This is a genomic window from Enterococcus sp. 7E2_DIV0204 (genome assembly GCF_002140855.1).
GTDB lineage: Bacteria > Bacillota > Bacilli > Lactobacillales > Enterococcaceae > Enterococcus_L > Enterococcus_L lemimoniae.
Genome location: NZ_NGKY01000001.1, coordinates 2,085,799 through 2,103,511 on the forward strand (window position 1 = coordinate 2,085,799; position 17,713 = coordinate 2,103,511).

Consider the following 17,713-nt stretch of genomic DNA (forward strand, 5'->3'; position numbering starts at 1 on the left):
TCTGTTTCTGTTCAATTGTTTATCGGTTTGTTATACTTAACTTAAATTTAATTCAATGCTAGGAGAAGTAAAGATGAAGCAAAATTTTGCGATTATTGGTCTAGGAAGATTTGGTGGCAGTATTTGTCAAACGTTGATCGAGTCAGGTCAAGAAGTTTTGGCTATTGATAGTAATGAAGATCGAGTCAATGAATATATGAATATCGCAACGCATGCAGTCGTGGCGAATGCACAAGATGAAGCAACTTTGCGATCTTTAGGAATTCGTAATTTTGATCATGTTGTTGTAGCGATTGGTGAGGACATCCAAGCCAGTATTTTGGTAACGTTGATGGTCAAAGAAATGGGTGTACCAAATGTTTTAGCGAAAGCTGTTAATGAATACCATGCAAGAGTATTAGAAAAAATAGGGGCTGATCTAGTAGTCCATCCTGAACGGGATATGGGGATTAGAGTTGCGCATAAATTAGTTTCCAGAAATATTTTAGATTATATCGAATTATCAAATGAAGTATCATTAGCAGAAGTTCGTGTCTCAAATCCAAAATTTTATGGCAAAACCTTGGGAGATTTGAATTTTCGTCAGCGGTTTGGTTTGACGGTCGTAGCGATTAGACGTTCAAAATCTGAAGTAATTGCCTCTCCAGCAGCAGAAGAGATGGTCAGAGAAAATGATAATTTATTAGTTGTTGGTGAAACAGATGATGTCGACCTATTGGATGAAAAAATGAATGAGTAAGCTCAAGCACTTTATTCTCTGAATAGGAGACTCTATGCTAAAATGACAAGTGTGGTATGCAGGACAGTCGCAACTGAAAAATAAACGATGATTTTATCTTTTTTTAGAGACTAGATGAACCTGCTATGCTTTTATGTTAGGAGGAAAGTAACAATGAAATTAACGATTACACCGCGTGCACAACAATGGTTTAAAGAAGAAGTAGGCGTTACTTCAGATAGTGGTATTCGCTTTTATGGTAAAATTTACGGTAAAACAGATGTTCATGAAGGTTTTTCGATAGCGATGTCGGTAGAAGCACCAGATCAGCCGTTAGTTAAGGAAGAGATCGATGGGATCACTTACTTTATTGAAGAGACAGATGATTGGTTTTTTAAAGGCTATGATTTATTAGTGGATTATGATGAAGAGAAAGACGAACCCAAATATAAATTTGCTGAAAATAAAGAGGATTTAAAACAATAGATCATCTAGAGTAAAAAGGTTAGGATAGAAGCATTTAGTTCCGATAAATAAGCCAGCATTCACAAAAAATGTTCTTCCAACTTTTGTGAGTGCTGGCTTATTTCTGAAGCCTTTACCCTGACATGTTTCATGCGTAGAAATTAAGGAAATCGAAACGAAGTGTAATGGCTTCTTCTTCTCAACCAGCTAAAGTAGTTGTTTTTTCTGTATATTTTTGATGCAAAGTGTCAATAAGTCCGACTTGATAATCTAATGCGGGAGACAATGGGATGATTTGGAAGTTACCATTTTGTTTTATTTTATCAGGTAATAAAAGCTTCGACGCTGCTATATAAAAATCGTATTTTTCATTTGAAGTCGAAGAAACAAATGAGACAGAAATAAATGAAATCTGTTCTAAAAAAACATAAAGAGATTGTAGAAAAATAGCATTGGGTGACAGAATGATCCCGACAGTCAACTGATATTTCGGATTGCTCCGTTCATAATAAGGTAATAATAAAAATGAACAAATATAGACTAAATCTTCTATACAATTGCTTATCCAGGCAAACTCTGGAAGCAAAATAATTTCTTTTAAAAACCCTCTAACTTTTTTTGCAAGAGGAGTATACAAAGGATTCTGCTCTTTGATGTATGTTTCCATAAAGTTGATAGACAGCGGTAGTGAGTCTTTTAAGACAGAATGATTGAGACACGTTGTAAAAATATTGATATTCAACAATTCTTTTTCATGAGTAGAAAGTTTTCTCTCTGAAAATAAAGGTTGATAAAAAACTTCAAAGCGTTCGATCAAACTACCTAAAGGTTGCTGTTCACTACTCATATACTCTTTTACATAGCTGATTCTAGGATCATCCGCATAAAAATAAATATTCCAATAAAACATCATAAATGAAAGAAATGTCGTTTCTCGTTCGATAAAATGTTGAGGAACGTTTAAATTCTCTAGTTTTTTTATAAAGGATTTACTTGTTTTTGGGAAGACTAGTTGTTTAAATGGAGGTTCAATAATGAAATGCTTTTTTTGAATTCGTAATTGAGAAATGGTCGTTAGTAAGTACCATTCTCGAGGTTCTGTGTAGGTCATCCATCGATGATCTTCAGGGTCGAATAAATCAAAGCCTCTTTTGGTTTCATCAAGTGCTAAAAAGAGATCTTCTCCATAAGATGCGATCCAAAAGAAATTCAAATAAACAATTCGAATCAAGTTTTCTTTTCCAGTCATCTGAAGCTTTGAGCAATTTAATTGTATGTCAAAATCTTTCAAATAATTGATCAATGGTTGAAGCCTACGAATAATAGAAGCACGACTAATGAAGTGATCTCTACAAAAGTGTTCGATTGTATAACTTTTTTCTAAAATAGTTGCAAGTAAAAATCGGTAAGGTAAACTTTTACGAAATAAAAACTGTGAATACGGAATATCTCGTAATTTTGATAGATCAATATGTACTTTTCCTTGATCGGTTAGTAACTCCATCCCTTGCTTTTCCATAAGATCATTATGGATTTCAGCAAATAAAGAATTTAAACGAGCGTAGGAAAAATCTGTGAATTGTTCAAAATAATGAACACTGTATGTACCATCTGCAGTAACTAATAATTGATTAAAAACACTGATCTTGCGCTGCGCAACATCATCTAACAAAATGTCTTCTAGCATATGTAGTCTCCTTTGAGTAATAAATTATTAAAAGTTATATAATTCACAAAAAAAGATATATTTTGGGTGAAAAATTATTTACTCTCTATATAATACCCATTTAAACTGTTAATTACAATTAGAAATTAAAAAAAAACAAAAATTTAATAATTATTTAAAGTTACATTAATATTTAATATCAATCTTCGTGTGCTTTATATTATAGGGTTTGTGTTTATTTTTATTTCGTATAATTAAAAAAATATATGTTATTTATACTCGTAAAATTTGTTTTCCTGCTGTTTTTTTAAGAGAGATGGTTAATTAGAATGAATCGATTTATGCGCATTTTTTTTATTAATCTGTCATAGATGTATGTTATAATCAACAAAGAATATTTTTTGGAGGAAAATTCATGCTATCGATTATCGTTCCTTGTTATAACGAAGAGGAGTCAATTCCATTATTTTTTGCTGAAGTGGAAAAAGTAAATTCACAAATTCAACATGAGATAGAATACATATTTATTAACGATGGGTCGAAAGACCAAACATTAAATACATTGAGAAAATTATACAAAGAGCATCCTGAAAAAGTTCGTTATCTTTCTTTTTCCAGAAATTTTGGGAAAGAGGCGGGGTTGTATGCAGGGTTAAAGGAAGCCAAGGGTAGCCTAGTCACGGTTATGGATGTTGACTTGCAAGATCCTCCAGAATTATTACCCCAAATGATCCAGATGCTAGAGGCAAATAAGGAATTAGACTGCATTGGTACAAGACGGGGTGACCGAGAAGGGGAGCCTGCGATTCGTAGCTTTTTTGCTAAGCTGTTTTATCGATTAGTCAATAAGATTGGCGAAACAGAGATGGTTGACGGGGCTAGAGATTTTCGTCTAATGACGCGTCAAATGGTAGATGCAATTTTAGAATTGACTGAGTATAATCGGTTTTCAAAAGGAATTTTTAGTTGGGTTGGTTTTAATACGGAATATCTTTCTTATGAGAATCGTGAACGGGTAGCTGGAGCAACCTCGTGGTCTTTTTGGAGCTTGCTAAGTTATTCGATTGATGGGATTGTCAATTTTTCAGAGGCGCCGTTAAATTTAGCCTCTTACGTAGGTGCTTTTTCGTGTATGGGGTCAGTCATTGCGATGTTTATTATTTTCTTTAGAACAATTATCAAAGGGGACCCAACCAGTGGATGGCCGTCAATGGTTTGTATTATTTTGTTTGTTGGTGGATTACAGTTACTTTGCCTAGGGATTATTGGGAAATATATTGGCAAAATTTTCTTGGAAACGAAAAAACGTCCGATTTATCTTGTAAAGGAAACGGAAAAAGATCAACAACAATAAATAAGATGAGGTTGGGACAGGAGTGTTTAACCCTGAGAACCAAGTAGGTACTGTGCAACATCAGCTCGTACCTCGCTGTGTTTTACAGCAATAGGAAGGAATTCACGGAAATTGCCAAGAATCACAGTGAGTTTACGAACTGATGATGATTGGTACCTACTCGGTGTTCTTTAAATTTTTGTGACCAGGTAGGTACTGTGCAACATCAACTCGTTCCTCGTTGTGTTTTACAGCAATTTCAGCTTATTTCCGAAGCCTTCAAATCTTAGTGCTTTAGCACTTAGAGTTTGATGTGATCGAAGCGGAGGCCTTTAACTCTAGCATGTTTCATGCGTAGAAGTTAATGAGATCGAAACGAAGTGTAGTGTAGGGGTTGCTCCTGCATCTACGGTTCTCGTTTCACTCCGATCCTCGAAGCATGGAGGACCGTTTGCTCTCACCGTTTATTCGCATTTAGGGTGTGTAACAAAAGTGTTTTTCTACTTTTGTCCCACACCCATCTTTTATTTTAAGTTCAGTATCCTTGATTTAATGTTATGGCATTTTTGGCTAAAGTACCATCTTTTAGATAGTGCTTAAGGTTTTGAACAAAAATGCTTAATAATTTAGCTTTAAAATCAGGTGTTAAACCTGAAATGTGAGGAGTAATCAATACGTTTTCCATAGTCCATAATGGGCTGTTTTCAGGTAACGGTTCCTCTTCAAAAACATCTAGCGCGGCAAAACTAAGCTGTTCCGTAACTAATGCATGGATCAAGTCGTTTGTATTAACGGAAGGGCCACGCCCAACATTGACAAAGACTGTTCCACGCTTCATTGCATGAAACATCTGCTCATTATATAATTGATAAGTTTCGTCAGTTAAAGGTAGGATATTCACAACGATGTCCATCTCGTTAATGATTCGGCTCATATTTTTATGGGAGTAACACTCGATAAAGCCATCTGTTACATGACCTGAAGTATTGATTCCATAAGTTTGTATCCCCAGACCTTGTGCAAAAGCCGCAAGTTGTTGGCCAATATGTCCAGTTCCGACGATGAGCATTTTTTGTGTAGAGAGTTGTTTATAAGAAATGTTTTGCCTTGTCCAACTTTTTTTAGATTGATTACCGATGCTGGTACGGATACCACGAAACTCAGCAAGTAACACACCTAAAACGTGTTCTGAAATAGAAACGCTGTGGATACCGCTAGCATTAGATAATAAAATATTTTTTTCGGCAAAACGATTTAGATCATAAGTGTCTACACCAGCTGAAATTGATTGTACCCATTTTAAACGACTCGTCTCTGATGCTAACAGCCGAGAGCCCAGTTCTTTATCCCAGCCTAGCATGATTTCAATATCATCTTCAACCAGTTTTGTTGATTCTCTTTTGGCATCAATAATGGTGTAATCAGAAGCATTCTGCCTGATTGTTTCCACGTGTTCTTCTTTTAGTTGTTCATAAAGATAGATTATTGGTTGTCCCATGTTGATTCCTCCTCGCTAATCCATTGTAACAAAAATTACTTCAAACAAAAAAAGATTGAACTATAACCGTTTCAATCTTTTTTATGTGATGACTAATTATATTTTTTCTCCCCGAGCATATGCAGCTGCTAGGATATCAACTTCTTTTTTTAATTCATCTACCATGATTTCTTCAGGAACGGTTCTAATGATCTTCCCTTTTTTGAAAAGCATGCCTTTTCCATTTCCACCAGCAATACCAATATCCGCTTCGCGAGCCTCACCGGGTCCGTTAACAGCACAGCCTAGAACGGCCACTTTGATAGGTGCTTTGATTTTTTCGATATACTCTTCAATCTCATTTGCAATTGGAATTAAATCGATCTCAATTCGTCCACACGTTGGGCAAGAAATTAAGGTTGCTGCATTACTGGCTAAACCGAAAGCTTTTAGCACCTCTTTTGCCACTTTTATTTCTTCTACAGGGTCAGCAGACAAGGATACACGACAAGTGTTTCCGATACCACGAGAAAGCAGTGCGCCAAGTCCAGCAGCAGATTTCATTCCACCAGAGAACTTTGTTCCTGCTTCAGTGATCCCTAAGTGCAGTGGGTAATCAAATGTTTGTGAAGCTAAAGTGTAGGCGTCAATCGCTAAATTAACATCACTAGCTTTTAGTGAGACGATAATATCATAAAATTCTAGATCTTCAAGTATTTTAATATGTTCCACAGCACTGGCAACCATAGCTTCCGCCGTCGGATAGCCATATTGTTGCAAAAATTTCTTTTCTAATGAGCCGGCATTGACACCGATTCTAATAGGGATACCTTTGGCTTTACATGCTGTAACAACTTTTTCTACACGATCCTTGCGTCCGATGTTTCCTGGGTTGATCCGGATTTTATCAACACCTTGTTCAATTGCTTTTAATGCTAAACGATAGTCAAAATGAATATCAGCAACCAAAGGAATCGAAATCTGTTGTTTGATTGCACCTAACGCATCAGCGGCAGCTTCATCTGGAACGGCTACACGAACGATCTGACAGCCCGCTTCTTCCAAGCGTTTGATTTGAGCGACAGTTCCTTCAACGTCATGTGTTTTGGTCGTACACATGCTTTGAATAAACAGTTCATCACTGCCACCAATAGTTAAATCGCCAAGCTTCACTTGACGTGTATTTTTACGATGGGTCAATTCTCCCATAATTACTTCTCTCCTTAATGACTGTTTTATTTATTTGGGGTCGTACTTTGAACTTGAGCATCATTCATGATTTATCTTATCATATAATTCCAAGCGTGAAAATGTAAGAAATGTTTAATTTTACGTTAAATACATCTGCTTGAGCGCTAAGCTAAAGGAGGTGTTTGTCGCTCTTCGTTTCGAAGAGCAAAAAAGAAAATCAATAAAGAAGCGAAAACGATTAAAAAACTGTCATCAAAGGATTGGTTGATAAAATGAAGAACACTACTAATTATTACAGGTAATGTTGCACTATAAGTCGTGATCTTCAAGCAATCTATAAAGCGTAACTTGTACAGGCGAATCTTGCTATAAAGATTTGCTCCAATAGTGATCATAAGTAAATTAATGATCAGGTTGATGAAAGTTGGATATAAAGTGAAAACAAAAACGATTAGCTTTATCCAAAAAGGGACACTAGCTTCATCCAAACCCTGTTTTAAATCTTGACTATTTAAACCATCTAATGCTCCTTTAGCGTAAGGAACTTCAAATTGATTAGCACCTAATAATGAATCAGCAGCACCTGAGTTTGGTAAAGCGATGACAAATTCATCTTGTAAAAACCCTAAACTCACTGCATTGCCAACCGAATCAGCTGTAACGTCACTAAGCGTACGCTTTCCATCTGGATCAAAAGTAAAAATGATTGAATTTGTTTGATAAATGAAACCTTCAGCATTACTTGCTGCGTACAACTTGCCGTTTGTAATTTCGAATTCAGGTAGTTTTGCAGCGATTTTTTGTCCATCATTTTTTATGTCTTGCATAATAGAGAAAATTTGTTTTGTTATTGGCAGAGCAAGAATGATACTTAGGAAAACAACATATAAAATCACTTTCCAAAAAGGCATTTTTTTTGCTTGATTGAGATCTGTTATCTGAAATAATGAGCGTTTAAATAGAGTAAATGAGTTCATAATTTTTCTCCTGACTCCAAATTAAGTATACACGTCATTTTAAAGGAGATACCGATGAAAAACAAGTTTACTCGATTATTGTAAGCAATTACTTTGAAGGTTGCCATAAAATCTGTTATGCTATAAATGTATGAAAATATATACTTAATTATGGAGGGATTTTTTTATGACTTACACTTTACCAGATCTACCTTATGCTTATGATGCATTGGAACCTCATATTGATGTAGAAACAATGCATTTACACCATGACAAACACCACAACACTTATGTGACGAACTTAAATGCAGCAATCGACAAACACCCTGAACTAGGAACTAAATCAGTAGAAGAGTTGATCGCAGATATGGATAGTATCCCTGAAGATATTCGTACAGCAGTGCGTAATAACGGCGGCGGACATGCTAATCATTCATTCTTCTGGGAAATTATGGCGCCAAACGCTGGTGGCGCACCAACTGGGGAAATTAAAGATGCAATCGATGCCGCTTTTGGCAGTTTCGATAAATTAAAAGAAGAATTTAAAACAGCTGCAACTGGCCGCTTCGGTTCAGGTTGGGCATGGTTAGTTTTAACTAACGGTAAATTAGAAGTTACTTCAACTCCAAACCAAGATTCACCTTTAATGGATGGTAAAACACCTGTTTTAGGTTTAGATGTTTGGGAACATGCTTACTATCTAAATTACAAAAACGTACGTCCAGATTATATCGATGCATTCTGGAATCTTGTTAATTGGGATGAAGTTAACAAACGTTACGCAGCAGCAAAATAAGGTTAAAAATTATAACTTTTAGAAACTTTTTGAGGAAAACAGTAAAATACACTGTTTTCCTCTTTTTGTTTGTGGCATACTAATAGTTAGGAATAATAAAAATTATGATAGAAGAAAGTGAAGGAGTTTTAGTATGAATATATCGATGCAAAAAGTTCATGGATCTGAAAATGATTTCTTTTTAATAGACGAGACGCAATTAGAACGTCCCTTTACTGATCAAGAAATCAATGAATTGCGGCTGAGTCTATGTGATCGACAAACGGGCTTGCTTAATGGAGCGGATGGCTTGTTACTTGTGGAAGATGTAATCGGTAGTGAGTCACTAGCTAAGATGCGTGTGATCAATAGTGACGGAAGTGAAGCAAGCATGTGTGGTAACGGTCTACGAACGGTAGCTAGGTATTTAGCTGAGAAGTATGATCAAGAAGCTTTTACTGTGGAAACAATGTTTGCAGATCTTAAAGTGCGCAGAGCACCAAATCTGGCTGAAAAAATAGCAACCTATCAAGTCGAAATTTCACCTGTTCGTTTTGAAGCTGAAGCGATTCCCATGAGAACTAAAAATAATACGATCATCAATGAAGTGATTTCAGAATTATCCAGTGATCTAAAATTTTCCGTGGTAGCAGTACCTAATCCTCATTTAATCGCATTTGTAGATCATCAAACGCTTATGGGAGATGAATTTGAACGAATAGCAACTTATGTAAATGGCGATAACCCGATTTTTTCTGACGGCATCAACGTAAGTTTTGTAGAGGTTTTAGGAGAAAATAGTATTTTTGTTCGGACTTTTGAACGTGGTGTTGGTTTTACTAGTGCTTGTGGAACCGCCATGTGTGCAAGCAGCTTAATGTATGTATTACTGTATGAAGGAGAGTTTGGAGAGACTATAACTGTTAAAAATACCGGTGGTATGGTAAAAACGGTGGTACATGAAGAAAATTCAGATGGTTATTGGATGGAATTGATTGGAAATGCAACGATCACACATCAATTATCGGGTACATTATCTGATCTCACAACAGCTCACTTTGAAAAGGTGAACGTAAAAGAAACAACTGAACAAGCAGATTACGAAGTATTTTTAAAATCTATAAAATAAATAATCGACAAATATAGAGGGTTGGTATGTCCGAAATATAAAAAGTTCGTTATTTAGGTATGCTTAAAAGGAGTGTAGTAGTGTTAAAATTTGAAGGGTTTGGTAGAGATAGAGCAAAAAAGATTATTTACATAAGTGTGATCATTGGTTCTGTTAGCATCTGTTTTTTAGGTATAAGGTCTAATATGGAGCAAGAATATCAACGAAAAGTAGACTATGCAAAGTCAACAATAAAAAACGAAACTGCGAAGGTCAAACGGATAGATAAGCAGATCCAGCAATTGTATCAAAATGACCAAGAAGAATTTTTAATGGAATCAATTGATGAGGAGACAGTCAAAAATATTGAAAAAGATATCCGCACTTTGAAAACAGAAGCTGTAGACTTTGGGTTGAAAGAAAAGGATTTTTCCAATGAGTTTATGGAAGTGCTTCAAGGTGAAAAAGAACTATCAACTAAAATGACAGACATTGAACATAAAAGAGCCATACAAAAAAAAATAGGCGAGCACATGGTGGAAGCCCCTGTTGATTGGTCAGTAAGTAGTCCTGATGACATTGTGATTAAAGAAACGGCATCGAATGCAGTTATTTTACAGATTCACAATGAGATAACTAAAAGTGAAAGTGGTTGGGATAAAGCAATGGTTGCTTGTCTAAATGAGATGGAAGCTCAGGTAAAGCAATATACTGAATTAAAACAATCGATCACTGCAATGAGCCAGGATGGTGTATTGACAAGTAGTGCGACGATGGAAAATTTCCTTCTCGCTATTAGTCAGCTGGAGCTAATTAAAAATGAAACCTTGAAGCAAGAGCTATCTGATCAAATCGATGTGATTGATGGTCTTCTGGAAAAACAAGCGCTTGGTGTGATAGCGACGACTGGTCAAGAGGAAGTTCTACCAAGTGAAGAATATAACAATGGTTAAAATGTAATTATCAATTATTTGGAGAATTCTGCAAATAATTGATAGCGGTTCTTGACATATGACCTTGTAGTTGGTTCATTTAGAATTTATAATTATTTATATGGAGTTAATTGGAGGAAGAAATGGAAGAGACAATCAGTTTACAAGAATTAATCGGAGTATTAAAAAAACATATTGGTTTGATTATTGTTAGTATGTTCTTAGGGTTAGGCGTTGCTGGAATATTAACCTATTTTGTGATTACACCTAAATATAGCTCTCAGGCGCAATTAATCGTCCGATTACCACAAAATGAAACAACCAACGTCAATGATATTAATGGAAACTTGCAAATGATCAACACATATAAAGATTTGATCAAAAGTGACACCGTAATGACTGAAGTACAGCAGCGAATGAAAACGGAGCAAGACAATGATTTGTCTGTTGAAGCTTTAAAAGCCAGCGTCTCAGTGAATCAATCGCAAAATTCACAGATGTTTTCAATTGTGTCTAAAGTAACGGATCCGCTTGTAGCCCAAAATATCGCGAATCAAACGGCTTTGGTTTTCCAAGAGCAGGCAAAAGATATGTTAAACGTTGATAAGATTACAATCATATCTGTAGCCACAGCAAACATGAATCAAGTTTCACCAAATAATAAAATAAACTTACTAATTGGGCTTGCTATTGGAATTATGTTTGGCGTAGCATTAGCCTTTATTTTAGAACTATTTGATAAAACAATCAAAGATGATCGCTTTGTAGAAGAAGATCTCGGATTCATTATCTTAGGTGTTGTCCCTAATATGACTGCTAAGGAATTGAACGCAAAATTAACTCGTACTCCATCAACAGTCGAAAAATTTGCTAGTGAGTCTAGAACCATAAATAGAGAAATACCTAGAACTACAGAAAAAACAAATAGCAAACCAGATGCTTCTACACCACCAATCCGTAGAAGTCGTCCTAGAGTTTAAAGGAGTATGGAATGGCAAATATAGTGAGAGCTCAAAAAAAACAGAAAACAAAGGCAGTGAGTTTAATTACTTTAGCTGATAAATCATCACCAATTTCAGAACAGTATCGAACGATTCGTACGAATATCCAATATGCTATGGTGGATAGAGATTTGAAAACCTTAGTAATTACTTCGTCTGGTCCAAGTGAAGGGAAATCAACAACCTCTGCTAATTTGGCTATTGTGTTTGCCAATTCAGGTAAACGAGTCTTATTAGTAGATGCAGATATGCGTAAACCTACAGTAGCGAAAACATTCTCACTAGATAATGCGCGTGGGCTAAGTACCTTATTAGGTAGCCGAGAAACCGTCTTGCATCAAGTTATCCAGAATTCTGGAGTAGATAATTTATTTTTATTGACGAGTGGACCAAAACCACCCAATCCTTCAGAATTATTAGATTCGAGAAGAATGAAAGAGCTTATTCAAGAATTGAAACTGCAATATGATTTGGTAATTTTTGATATGCCACCAGTTGTAGCTGTTACAGATGCACAGATTGTAGCATCCAAAACAGATGGGACGATTTTGGTAGTTCGTGAAAATGTCTCAAAGAGAGATTCATTATTAAAAGCCAAAAGTCTATTGGAATTAGTGGATGCAAATATTCTTGGTGTAGTATACAATGGCTCAAAAAATATAGAAGATCAAGGCTACTATTATGGTTCATAATAATTGATGAGAGAGGAAAAAAGCTAATGATTGATCTGCATTGCCACATATTGCCGGGAATTGATGATGGAGCTAAAACAATGGACGATTCACTTGATATGGCAAGGATGGCTGTTAAACAAGGAATTACACATATTTTGTGTACACCTCATCATAATAATGGGAAATATGATAATCCTGCTAGTCAGGTAATTACTCAAGTGGCTGGATTGCAGGAAGAATTAGATCAACGAAAGATACCTCTTACCTTGTATGAAGGTCAAGAGGTACGGATCAGTGGCGATATAGTAGAGCAAATTCAAATGGCTGATATTTTATTTGCGGATCTTGCGAATCGTTACATTTTAATTGAGTTTCCTAGTCATGATATTCCTGCTTATACAGAGCCATTATTTTTTAAATTGTTGGAAGCAGGCCATATACCAGTAATTGTCCATCCAGAACGGAATTGTCGATTTATTGAAGAGCCAAATAGATTGTTGCCGTTTTTAGAGATGGGTGTGTTGACACAATTGACAGCGCCTAGTTATGTTGGTGTTTTTGGCAAACAGATTGAGCGTACAGCGAAACAAATGGTCGCTCATAACATGGTCTATATGATGGCTTCTGATGCCCATAATATTGAAAAGCGCGGTTTTTTTATGGAAAAAGCCTTTAAAGCAATCGAAAAAGACATGGGAAGGGAACATGTTCAATTGATGCAGCAGATGGCAAAAGATATTTTGAATGGAGATGATGTTCAAAGACCGGAATTTACGGCGATTAAAAGTAAAAAATTTGGTTTGTTTTAGAAACAGAAAAATTAACATAGTATAGTTGTTGGTATGCATATAATACATAGTGGTTGTTGTATAAAAATGCATAACTTAGTTGTTGGTGTTGTTTAATTTGTTTTAAAAGGAGTGTTAAATTTGGATGGAAAGTTTGCAAGTTCTGTTGTGAATACAAGACAAAAAGAGGGAATAAAATCAGATGCTAAACTTATTGATTCAAGTTTAGGTGAAAAATTTGGACAACAATCTGTATTTTTTTGTGTGTCGAAAAGAGGATTAGATATTCTAGGTAGTTTATTAGGGCTGATTTTATTGAGTCCAGTATTTCTTATCGTTGCAATTCTAATAAAAAAAGAAGAACCTAAAGGACCTATCGTTTTCTCTCAAAAAAGAGTTGGAAAAAACGGAGCCTTGTTTACTATGTATAAATTTCGTTCGATGTGCACAGATGCCGAAGAGCAGTTGAGTGAGTTACTTGAACATAATGAAATTAAAGGCGCCATGTTTAAAATGAAAAAAGATCCTAGAGTAACCAAAATAGGGAATAAAATTAGAAAAACCAGTATTGATGAACTTCCACAACTTTTAAATGTGTTAAAGGGAGAAATGACTTTAGTTGGACCACGACCGCCTTTGCAAAGAGAAGTTGATGAATATAGTCAACGAGATTTATTACGTTTGAGTGTAAAGCCGGGGTGTACCGGACTATGGCAAATTAGAGGGCGTAATGATGTTCACTTTGATGAGATGGTGGAGTTTGATTTGGAATATATTGAGAACCAATCTATGGGCAAAGATTTGAAGATTATTTTTCAGACTATTAAAATAATATGTTTAGTTGGTTCAGGTGATAATGGAGCTTACTAATAAAAAATAAATTAATAAGTCTTGTTAAAAATAATATAGGAGTTCAAATAATAATGGACAATAAAAAAAAGGAAATTAGGATTGCTATGATTATGGGAAAAATGATAGGTGGAGGAATTGAAGCCGTTGTAATGAATTATTACCGCCAAATTGATCATTCTAAAATTCAATTTGATTTTATAATTGATAGTGATTCTACTATTGTTCCTAAAGAGGAAATTATTCAGCTAGGCGGCAGAATCTTTGAAGTTTCTCCGTATCAATCAATACGAAGCTACAATAAAGACTTAGAAACATTGTTTAATAAAGAAGACTATCAAATCGTTCATTCTCATTTAAATTCCTTAAGTATCTTCCCACTAAGGGTAGCAAAAAAATGTGGAGTTCCAATCAGAATTGCCCACAATCATAGTACGGCCGCTCCAGGAGAAACCAAAAAAAATATTATGAAATATATCTTGAGATTTTTTTCAACTATTTATCCTACACATTATGCTGCTCCTACTTTGTATGCTGGAAGATGGCTCTTTGGGGAAAAAGTTGCAAATACTCGATTAGAGATAATAAAAAATGCAATTGACCTTGAAAAATTTGTTTATAATCCGGTAGTTAGAAGTACTCTTAGGCATGAGCTGGGTTTTGCTAAAGATGATTTTGTCATTGGTAACATTGGTCGATTTGTTTGGCAGAAGAATCAAGCATTTATTGTGGAATTATTTAATGAAGTATTAAAGAAAAAAGAAAATGCTAAACTTATTTTGATTGGAGAAGGTCCTTTAAAATTAGAACTAGAAAAAAAAGTTCTAGCATATGGTATTAAAGACAAAGTAACTTTTCTCTCAAATACTGATAATATTCATAATTATTATCAAATCATGGATATTTTTTTATTCCCATCGAATTATGAGGGATTGGGGATGGTGGCAGTAGAAGCTCAAATTTCTGGTTTACCAGTAATTACTTCAACCAAAGTTCCTATAGATGCGAAAATAAGTAATAGATTTTATCAGATTGATTTAAAGAAACACAAGGAGCAGTGGCTAGAATGTCTTTTGACATTACCAGTTGAAGAGAGAATGAGGAATATAAGCGAAGCTAATAATAATGGCTATAATATTTATATTGAAGCTTCTAAACTTTTGAATTACTATGTCGCCCTTTTAAAAAATAAGGAGAAAAAATGGCAGAAAAATTAGTATCAATTATTGTTCCAGTCTATAATCTTGAAAAATATATTGATAAATGTGTGGATTCTTTAGTTAATCAAACATATGAGAATATAGAAATAGTTTTAATTGATGATGGATCCTCAGATGCATCTAATAATAAATTGAAACAATGGTCATTAAAGGATAGACGAATAGCCGTGTATGAACAGAACAACGGTGGCATGGGTTCCGCTAGAAACATGGGGCTAGAAAATGCCAATGGGGAATATATTACTTTTGTAGATGGTGATGATTATGTAACCAATACATACATATATGACCTTTACCAAGGTATTCAAGTTGGCTCTGATATCTCCATGATTAAAAGACAATTAGTTGATGAGGATGGAATAATTATAGGGAAAAAAATACCTTCTTCCCTAAAGATAGATATATTGACAGAAAAAGAAACTATGGAGACAATTCTTTATCAAAATCCAGATACAGAGGTTTGGGGGAAGATGTTTCCCAAAGAATATTTTGCTGAAGTAAAATTTCCTATAGGTAAATATTATGAAGATATGGCAATAATGTATAGATTAATTGAGAAAAGTAAGAGAGTGAGTTACATTGATGTTGTTGGTTATTTTTACGTACAGCGTCAAAATAGTATAATCAATAGATCTTTTAGTCTAAACAAAATGGATATTGTTGAAATTGGAGAAGAGCTATCTACCTATATCCACAGAAAATATCCTGATTTAGAAATAGCAGTAGCAAATAGATTATTTGCAGCTTATTCAAATGTTTGGTTACAAATCCCTATGAACAAGGAGAGATATATAAAAGAAAATGAAATTCTTTGGAATTTAATTAAAAAATATCGGAAAAAAGTAATATTAAATAAGTCAAAGAATGCTAAAGCTAGAATTGGTGCATCGGTAAGCATATTAGGTAAAAAAATATTTAGAGTGGCCTTTAAAGTGACCAAATAATAATCGGAGGAAGATTATATGAACTCAAAAAGCAACTTAATTTATAGGTTATCTAAAAGTACATTTATTATTTCAAAAACATTAAGAAAAATGAATGTGAATCCTTTTTTTTCTAGAAAATTCAATAAACGTCGTCATGAAAGAAATTTAGCGTATCTAAGAAATAAGTATTCAAATACAATTGATAAATATAAAAATATTTCAACGGTAGAATATGATAGGTATAGTAATAATAAGTATATCTGGGTTTTATGGTTGCAAGGTGAAAGAATGGCGCCTGCAATAGTACAGTCTTGTATTAAAAGTATTAGACAAAATACTCTTGATTGTGAAGTTATTATTTTATCGGAAGAAAATTTAGGTCAATACATCACAATGTCAGACATAATTATGCAGAAACTAGAAGACGGAACAATAACATATACTCATTTTAGTGATATTGTGCGATTTAATTTGTTGAGAAGTTATGGTGGGCTATGGATGGATGCAACATTATTAACAGTCTCACCTTTAAATAGAGAATATTTCTCTAGTTTTTATACGAGTGGGCCATATCAAGATAAAGAATTTTTTAATGTTTCAGAAGGTAAATGGACGGGCTTTTTAATAGGGGGACCTTCAAATGATGCTTTATTCCATTTTATGTATGACTTCTTTTTGACCTATTGGGAGAATGAAGAAAAATTAATCGACTATTTTTTAATTGATTACGGATTAGAAATCGCTTATTTAGAAAATATTGGTGGACTCAGATTTTTTGTTGAGAATAGGGGATTATCTAATCCAAACTTATTTGAATTAGCGCCATATTTAGGCCAAGAATATTCAGAAAAAAAGTTTTTGGAAATGAAAAAAGATACAGATTTGTTTAAACTTTCTTATAAGATTAATGAAAAGACTATAGATAAGACGGACAAAACGTTTTATGGTCAGTTGATTGGGGATAATTAAAAATAACATACATATGTCGAAATTTTTTCAACATTTGTAGGATTAAAAGTAGGTGATATATTGATTTATATTGTTTTTTTTATAGTTGCCACAATGCTTTCTTTTTGCTCAGAGTTTGCTAGAAATAGAGGGAACAAGTATTTTTATGGATTATTGGTCATATTACTAATAGTTACTGTGTCAATTTTAAATGGTACTCGTGATTTTACGATAGGAACAGATATAAGGGTTTATGGAAATAAGTATTTCGAACTAGCACTTTTTAGTTATCGATTTGTTGATTATTTAGATTTAACTCGATCTTTTTATAATTTAGACGTTGAGTATGGTTATCAAGCATTGAATTATCTTGTAAGTAGGTTTACGAATAATATTCATATTTTCTATTTTATACTAGGTATTTTAACAAATGGTTTGTTTTATTTAGGCATTACAAGATTTAGACAATGGGTTAGCATACCACTTTCTTTTCTAACATATCTGTTTTTGTTTTATGGAAATACATTAAATATTATGAGGCAATCTGTTGCTATGGCATTCGTATTTTTGGGAATAAGTTTGTTTATTACCTCAAAGAAACGTTTGGGAATAGCCATGTTATTTTGTAGTTTACTTTTTCATAATTCTGCAATAGTTGGTTTTGCAATTTTGCTCTTATATATAAT

At 34.2% G+C, this 17,713-nt stretch carries 18 protein-coding genes; 14 read left to right on the forward strand and 4 right to left on the reverse strand.

The annotated features are described in order from the left end of the window. Positions 1 to 73 precede the first annotated feature (73 nt). Both A5819_RS09730 and A5819_RS09735 read left to right on the forward strand, forming a co-directional pair. The gene (locus A5819_RS09730; RefSeq protein ID WP_069639070.1) at positions 74 to 739 is read left to right on the forward strand and encodes a TrkA family potassium uptake protein; all 666 of its coding nucleotides are present in this window, start codon (positions 74 to 76) and stop codon (positions 737 to 739) included. A 153-nt stretch (positions 740 to 892) separates the two neighbouring features. Continuing rightward, positions 893 to 1,204 (forward strand): HesB/YadR/YfhF family protein, encoded by a 312-nt coding sequence (locus tag A5819_RS09735; RefSeq protein WP_086278613.1) that lies wholly within the window; start codon positions 893 to 895, stop codon positions 1,202 to 1,204. Positions 1,205 to 1,382: 178 nt separating this feature from the next. On the opposite strand, the gene A5819_RS09740 is transcribed toward A5819_RS09735, so the two are convergent. Next, entirely contained in the window at positions 1,383 to 2,870 is a 1,488-nt protein-coding gene (locus A5819_RS09740) for a helix-turn-helix domain-containing protein (protein ID WP_086278614.1), read from the reverse strand. A gap of 394 nt (positions 2,871 to 3,264) precedes the next feature. Here A5819_RS09740 and A5819_RS09745 point away from each other — a divergent pair, with 394 nt between their 5' ends. Further along, the gene (locus A5819_RS09745) at positions 3,265 to 4,203 is read left to right on the forward strand and encodes a glycosyltransferase family 2 protein (protein WP_086278615.1); all 939 of its coding nucleotides are present in this window, start codon (positions 3,265 to 3,267) and stop codon (positions 4,201 to 4,203) included. A 514-nt stretch (positions 4,204 to 4,717) separates the two neighbouring features. Here A5819_RS09745 and A5819_RS09750 read toward each other — a convergent pair. From A5819_RS09750 to A5819_RS09760, 3 genes are all read right to left on the reverse strand, one after another. Further along, a complete protein-coding gene (locus A5819_RS09750) occupies positions 4,718 to 5,680 on the reverse strand; it encodes a phosphoglycerate dehydrogenase (protein ID WP_086278616.1) in 963 nt (320 codons plus the stop codon). Positions 5,681 to 5,776: 96 nt separating this feature from the next. Next, positions 5,777 to 6,868 (reverse strand): flavodoxin-dependent (E)-4-hydroxy-3-methylbut-2-enyl-diphosphate synthase, encoded by a 1,092-nt coding sequence (ispG, locus tag A5819_RS09755; RefSeq protein ID WP_086278617.1) that lies wholly within the window; start codon positions 6,866 to 6,868, stop codon positions 5,777 to 5,779. 146 nt (positions 6,869 to 7,014) lie between these two features. Then, on the reverse strand, positions 7,015 to 7,827 hold the full coding sequence (locus tag A5819_RS09760) for a DUF1189 domain-containing protein (RefSeq protein ID WP_086278618.1): 813 nt from the start codon (positions 7,825 to 7,827) through the stop codon (positions 7,015 to 7,017). Positions 7,828 to 7,993: 166 nt separating this feature from the next. Here A5819_RS09760 and A5819_RS09765 point away from each other — a divergent pair, with 166 nt between their 5' ends. The 11 genes from A5819_RS09765 to A5819_RS09815 all read left to right on the forward strand — a co-directional run. Further along, a complete protein-coding gene (locus A5819_RS09765) occupies positions 7,994 to 8,602 on the forward strand; it encodes a superoxide dismutase (RefSeq protein WP_086278619.1) in 609 nt (202 codons plus the stop codon). A gap of 133 nt (positions 8,603 to 8,735) precedes the next feature. Further along, positions 8,736 to 9,710: a diaminopimelate epimerase gene (gene dapF, locus A5819_RS09770; protein WP_086278620.1), complete on the forward strand. Its 975-nt coding sequence runs from the start codon at positions 8,736 to 8,738 to the stop codon at positions 9,708 to 9,710. Positions 9,711 to 9,790: 80 nt separating this feature from the next. Beyond that, positions 9,791 to 10,642 carry a hypothetical protein gene (locus A5819_RS09775; protein WP_086278621.1) on the forward strand — a complete coding sequence of 284 codons (852 nt, stop codon included), beginning with the start codon at positions 9,791 to 9,793 and terminating at the stop codon, positions 10,640 to 10,642. A gap of 122 nt (positions 10,643 to 10,764) precedes the next feature. Further along, complete coding sequence (locus A5819_RS09780; protein ID WP_086278622.1) at positions 10,765 to 11,601, forward strand: YveK family protein; 837 nt, start codon at positions 10,765 to 10,767, stop codon at positions 11,599 to 11,601. 11 nt (positions 11,602 to 11,612) lie between these two features. Then, complete coding sequence (locus tag A5819_RS09785) at positions 11,613 to 12,314, forward strand: CpsD/CapB family tyrosine-protein kinase (RefSeq protein WP_086278623.1); 702 nt, start codon at positions 11,613 to 11,615, stop codon at positions 12,312 to 12,314. A 26-nt stretch (positions 12,315 to 12,340) separates the two neighbouring features. Beyond that, on the forward strand, positions 12,341 to 13,105 hold the full coding sequence (locus tag A5819_RS09790) for a tyrosine-protein phosphatase (protein WP_086278624.1): 765 nt from the start codon (positions 12,341 to 12,343) through the stop codon (positions 13,103 to 13,105). A gap of 192 nt (positions 13,106 to 13,297) precedes the next feature. Further along, positions 13,298 to 13,954, forward strand: coding sequence for a sugar transferase (locus A5819_RS09795; RefSeq protein ID WP_254907306.1), 657 nt, complete (start codon positions 13,298 to 13,300; stop codon positions 13,952 to 13,954). 53 nt (positions 13,955 to 14,007) lie between these two features. Next, positions 14,008 to 15,150: a glycosyltransferase family 1 protein gene (locus tag A5819_RS09800; RefSeq protein WP_086278626.1), complete on the forward strand. Its 1,143-nt coding sequence runs from the start codon at positions 14,008 to 14,010 to the stop codon at positions 15,148 to 15,150. After that, complete coding sequence (locus A5819_RS09805) at positions 15,135 to 16,097, forward strand: glycosyltransferase family 2 protein (RefSeq protein ID WP_086353043.1); 963 nt, start codon at positions 15,135 to 15,137, stop codon at positions 16,095 to 16,097. Before A5819_RS09800 ends, A5819_RS09805 begins: the two co-directional genes overlap by 16 nt. 18 nt (positions 16,098 to 16,115) lie before the next feature. Continuing rightward, positions 16,116 to 17,048 (forward strand): capsular polysaccharide synthesis protein, encoded by a 933-nt coding sequence (locus A5819_RS09810; protein ID WP_086353044.1) that lies wholly within the window; start codon positions 16,116 to 16,118, stop codon positions 17,046 to 17,048. A 60-nt stretch (positions 17,049 to 17,108) separates the two neighbouring features. Then, the coding region (locus tag A5819_RS09815) for an EpsG family protein (protein ID WP_176271401.1) at positions 17,109 to 17,713 on the forward strand (605 nt) is incomplete at its 3' end.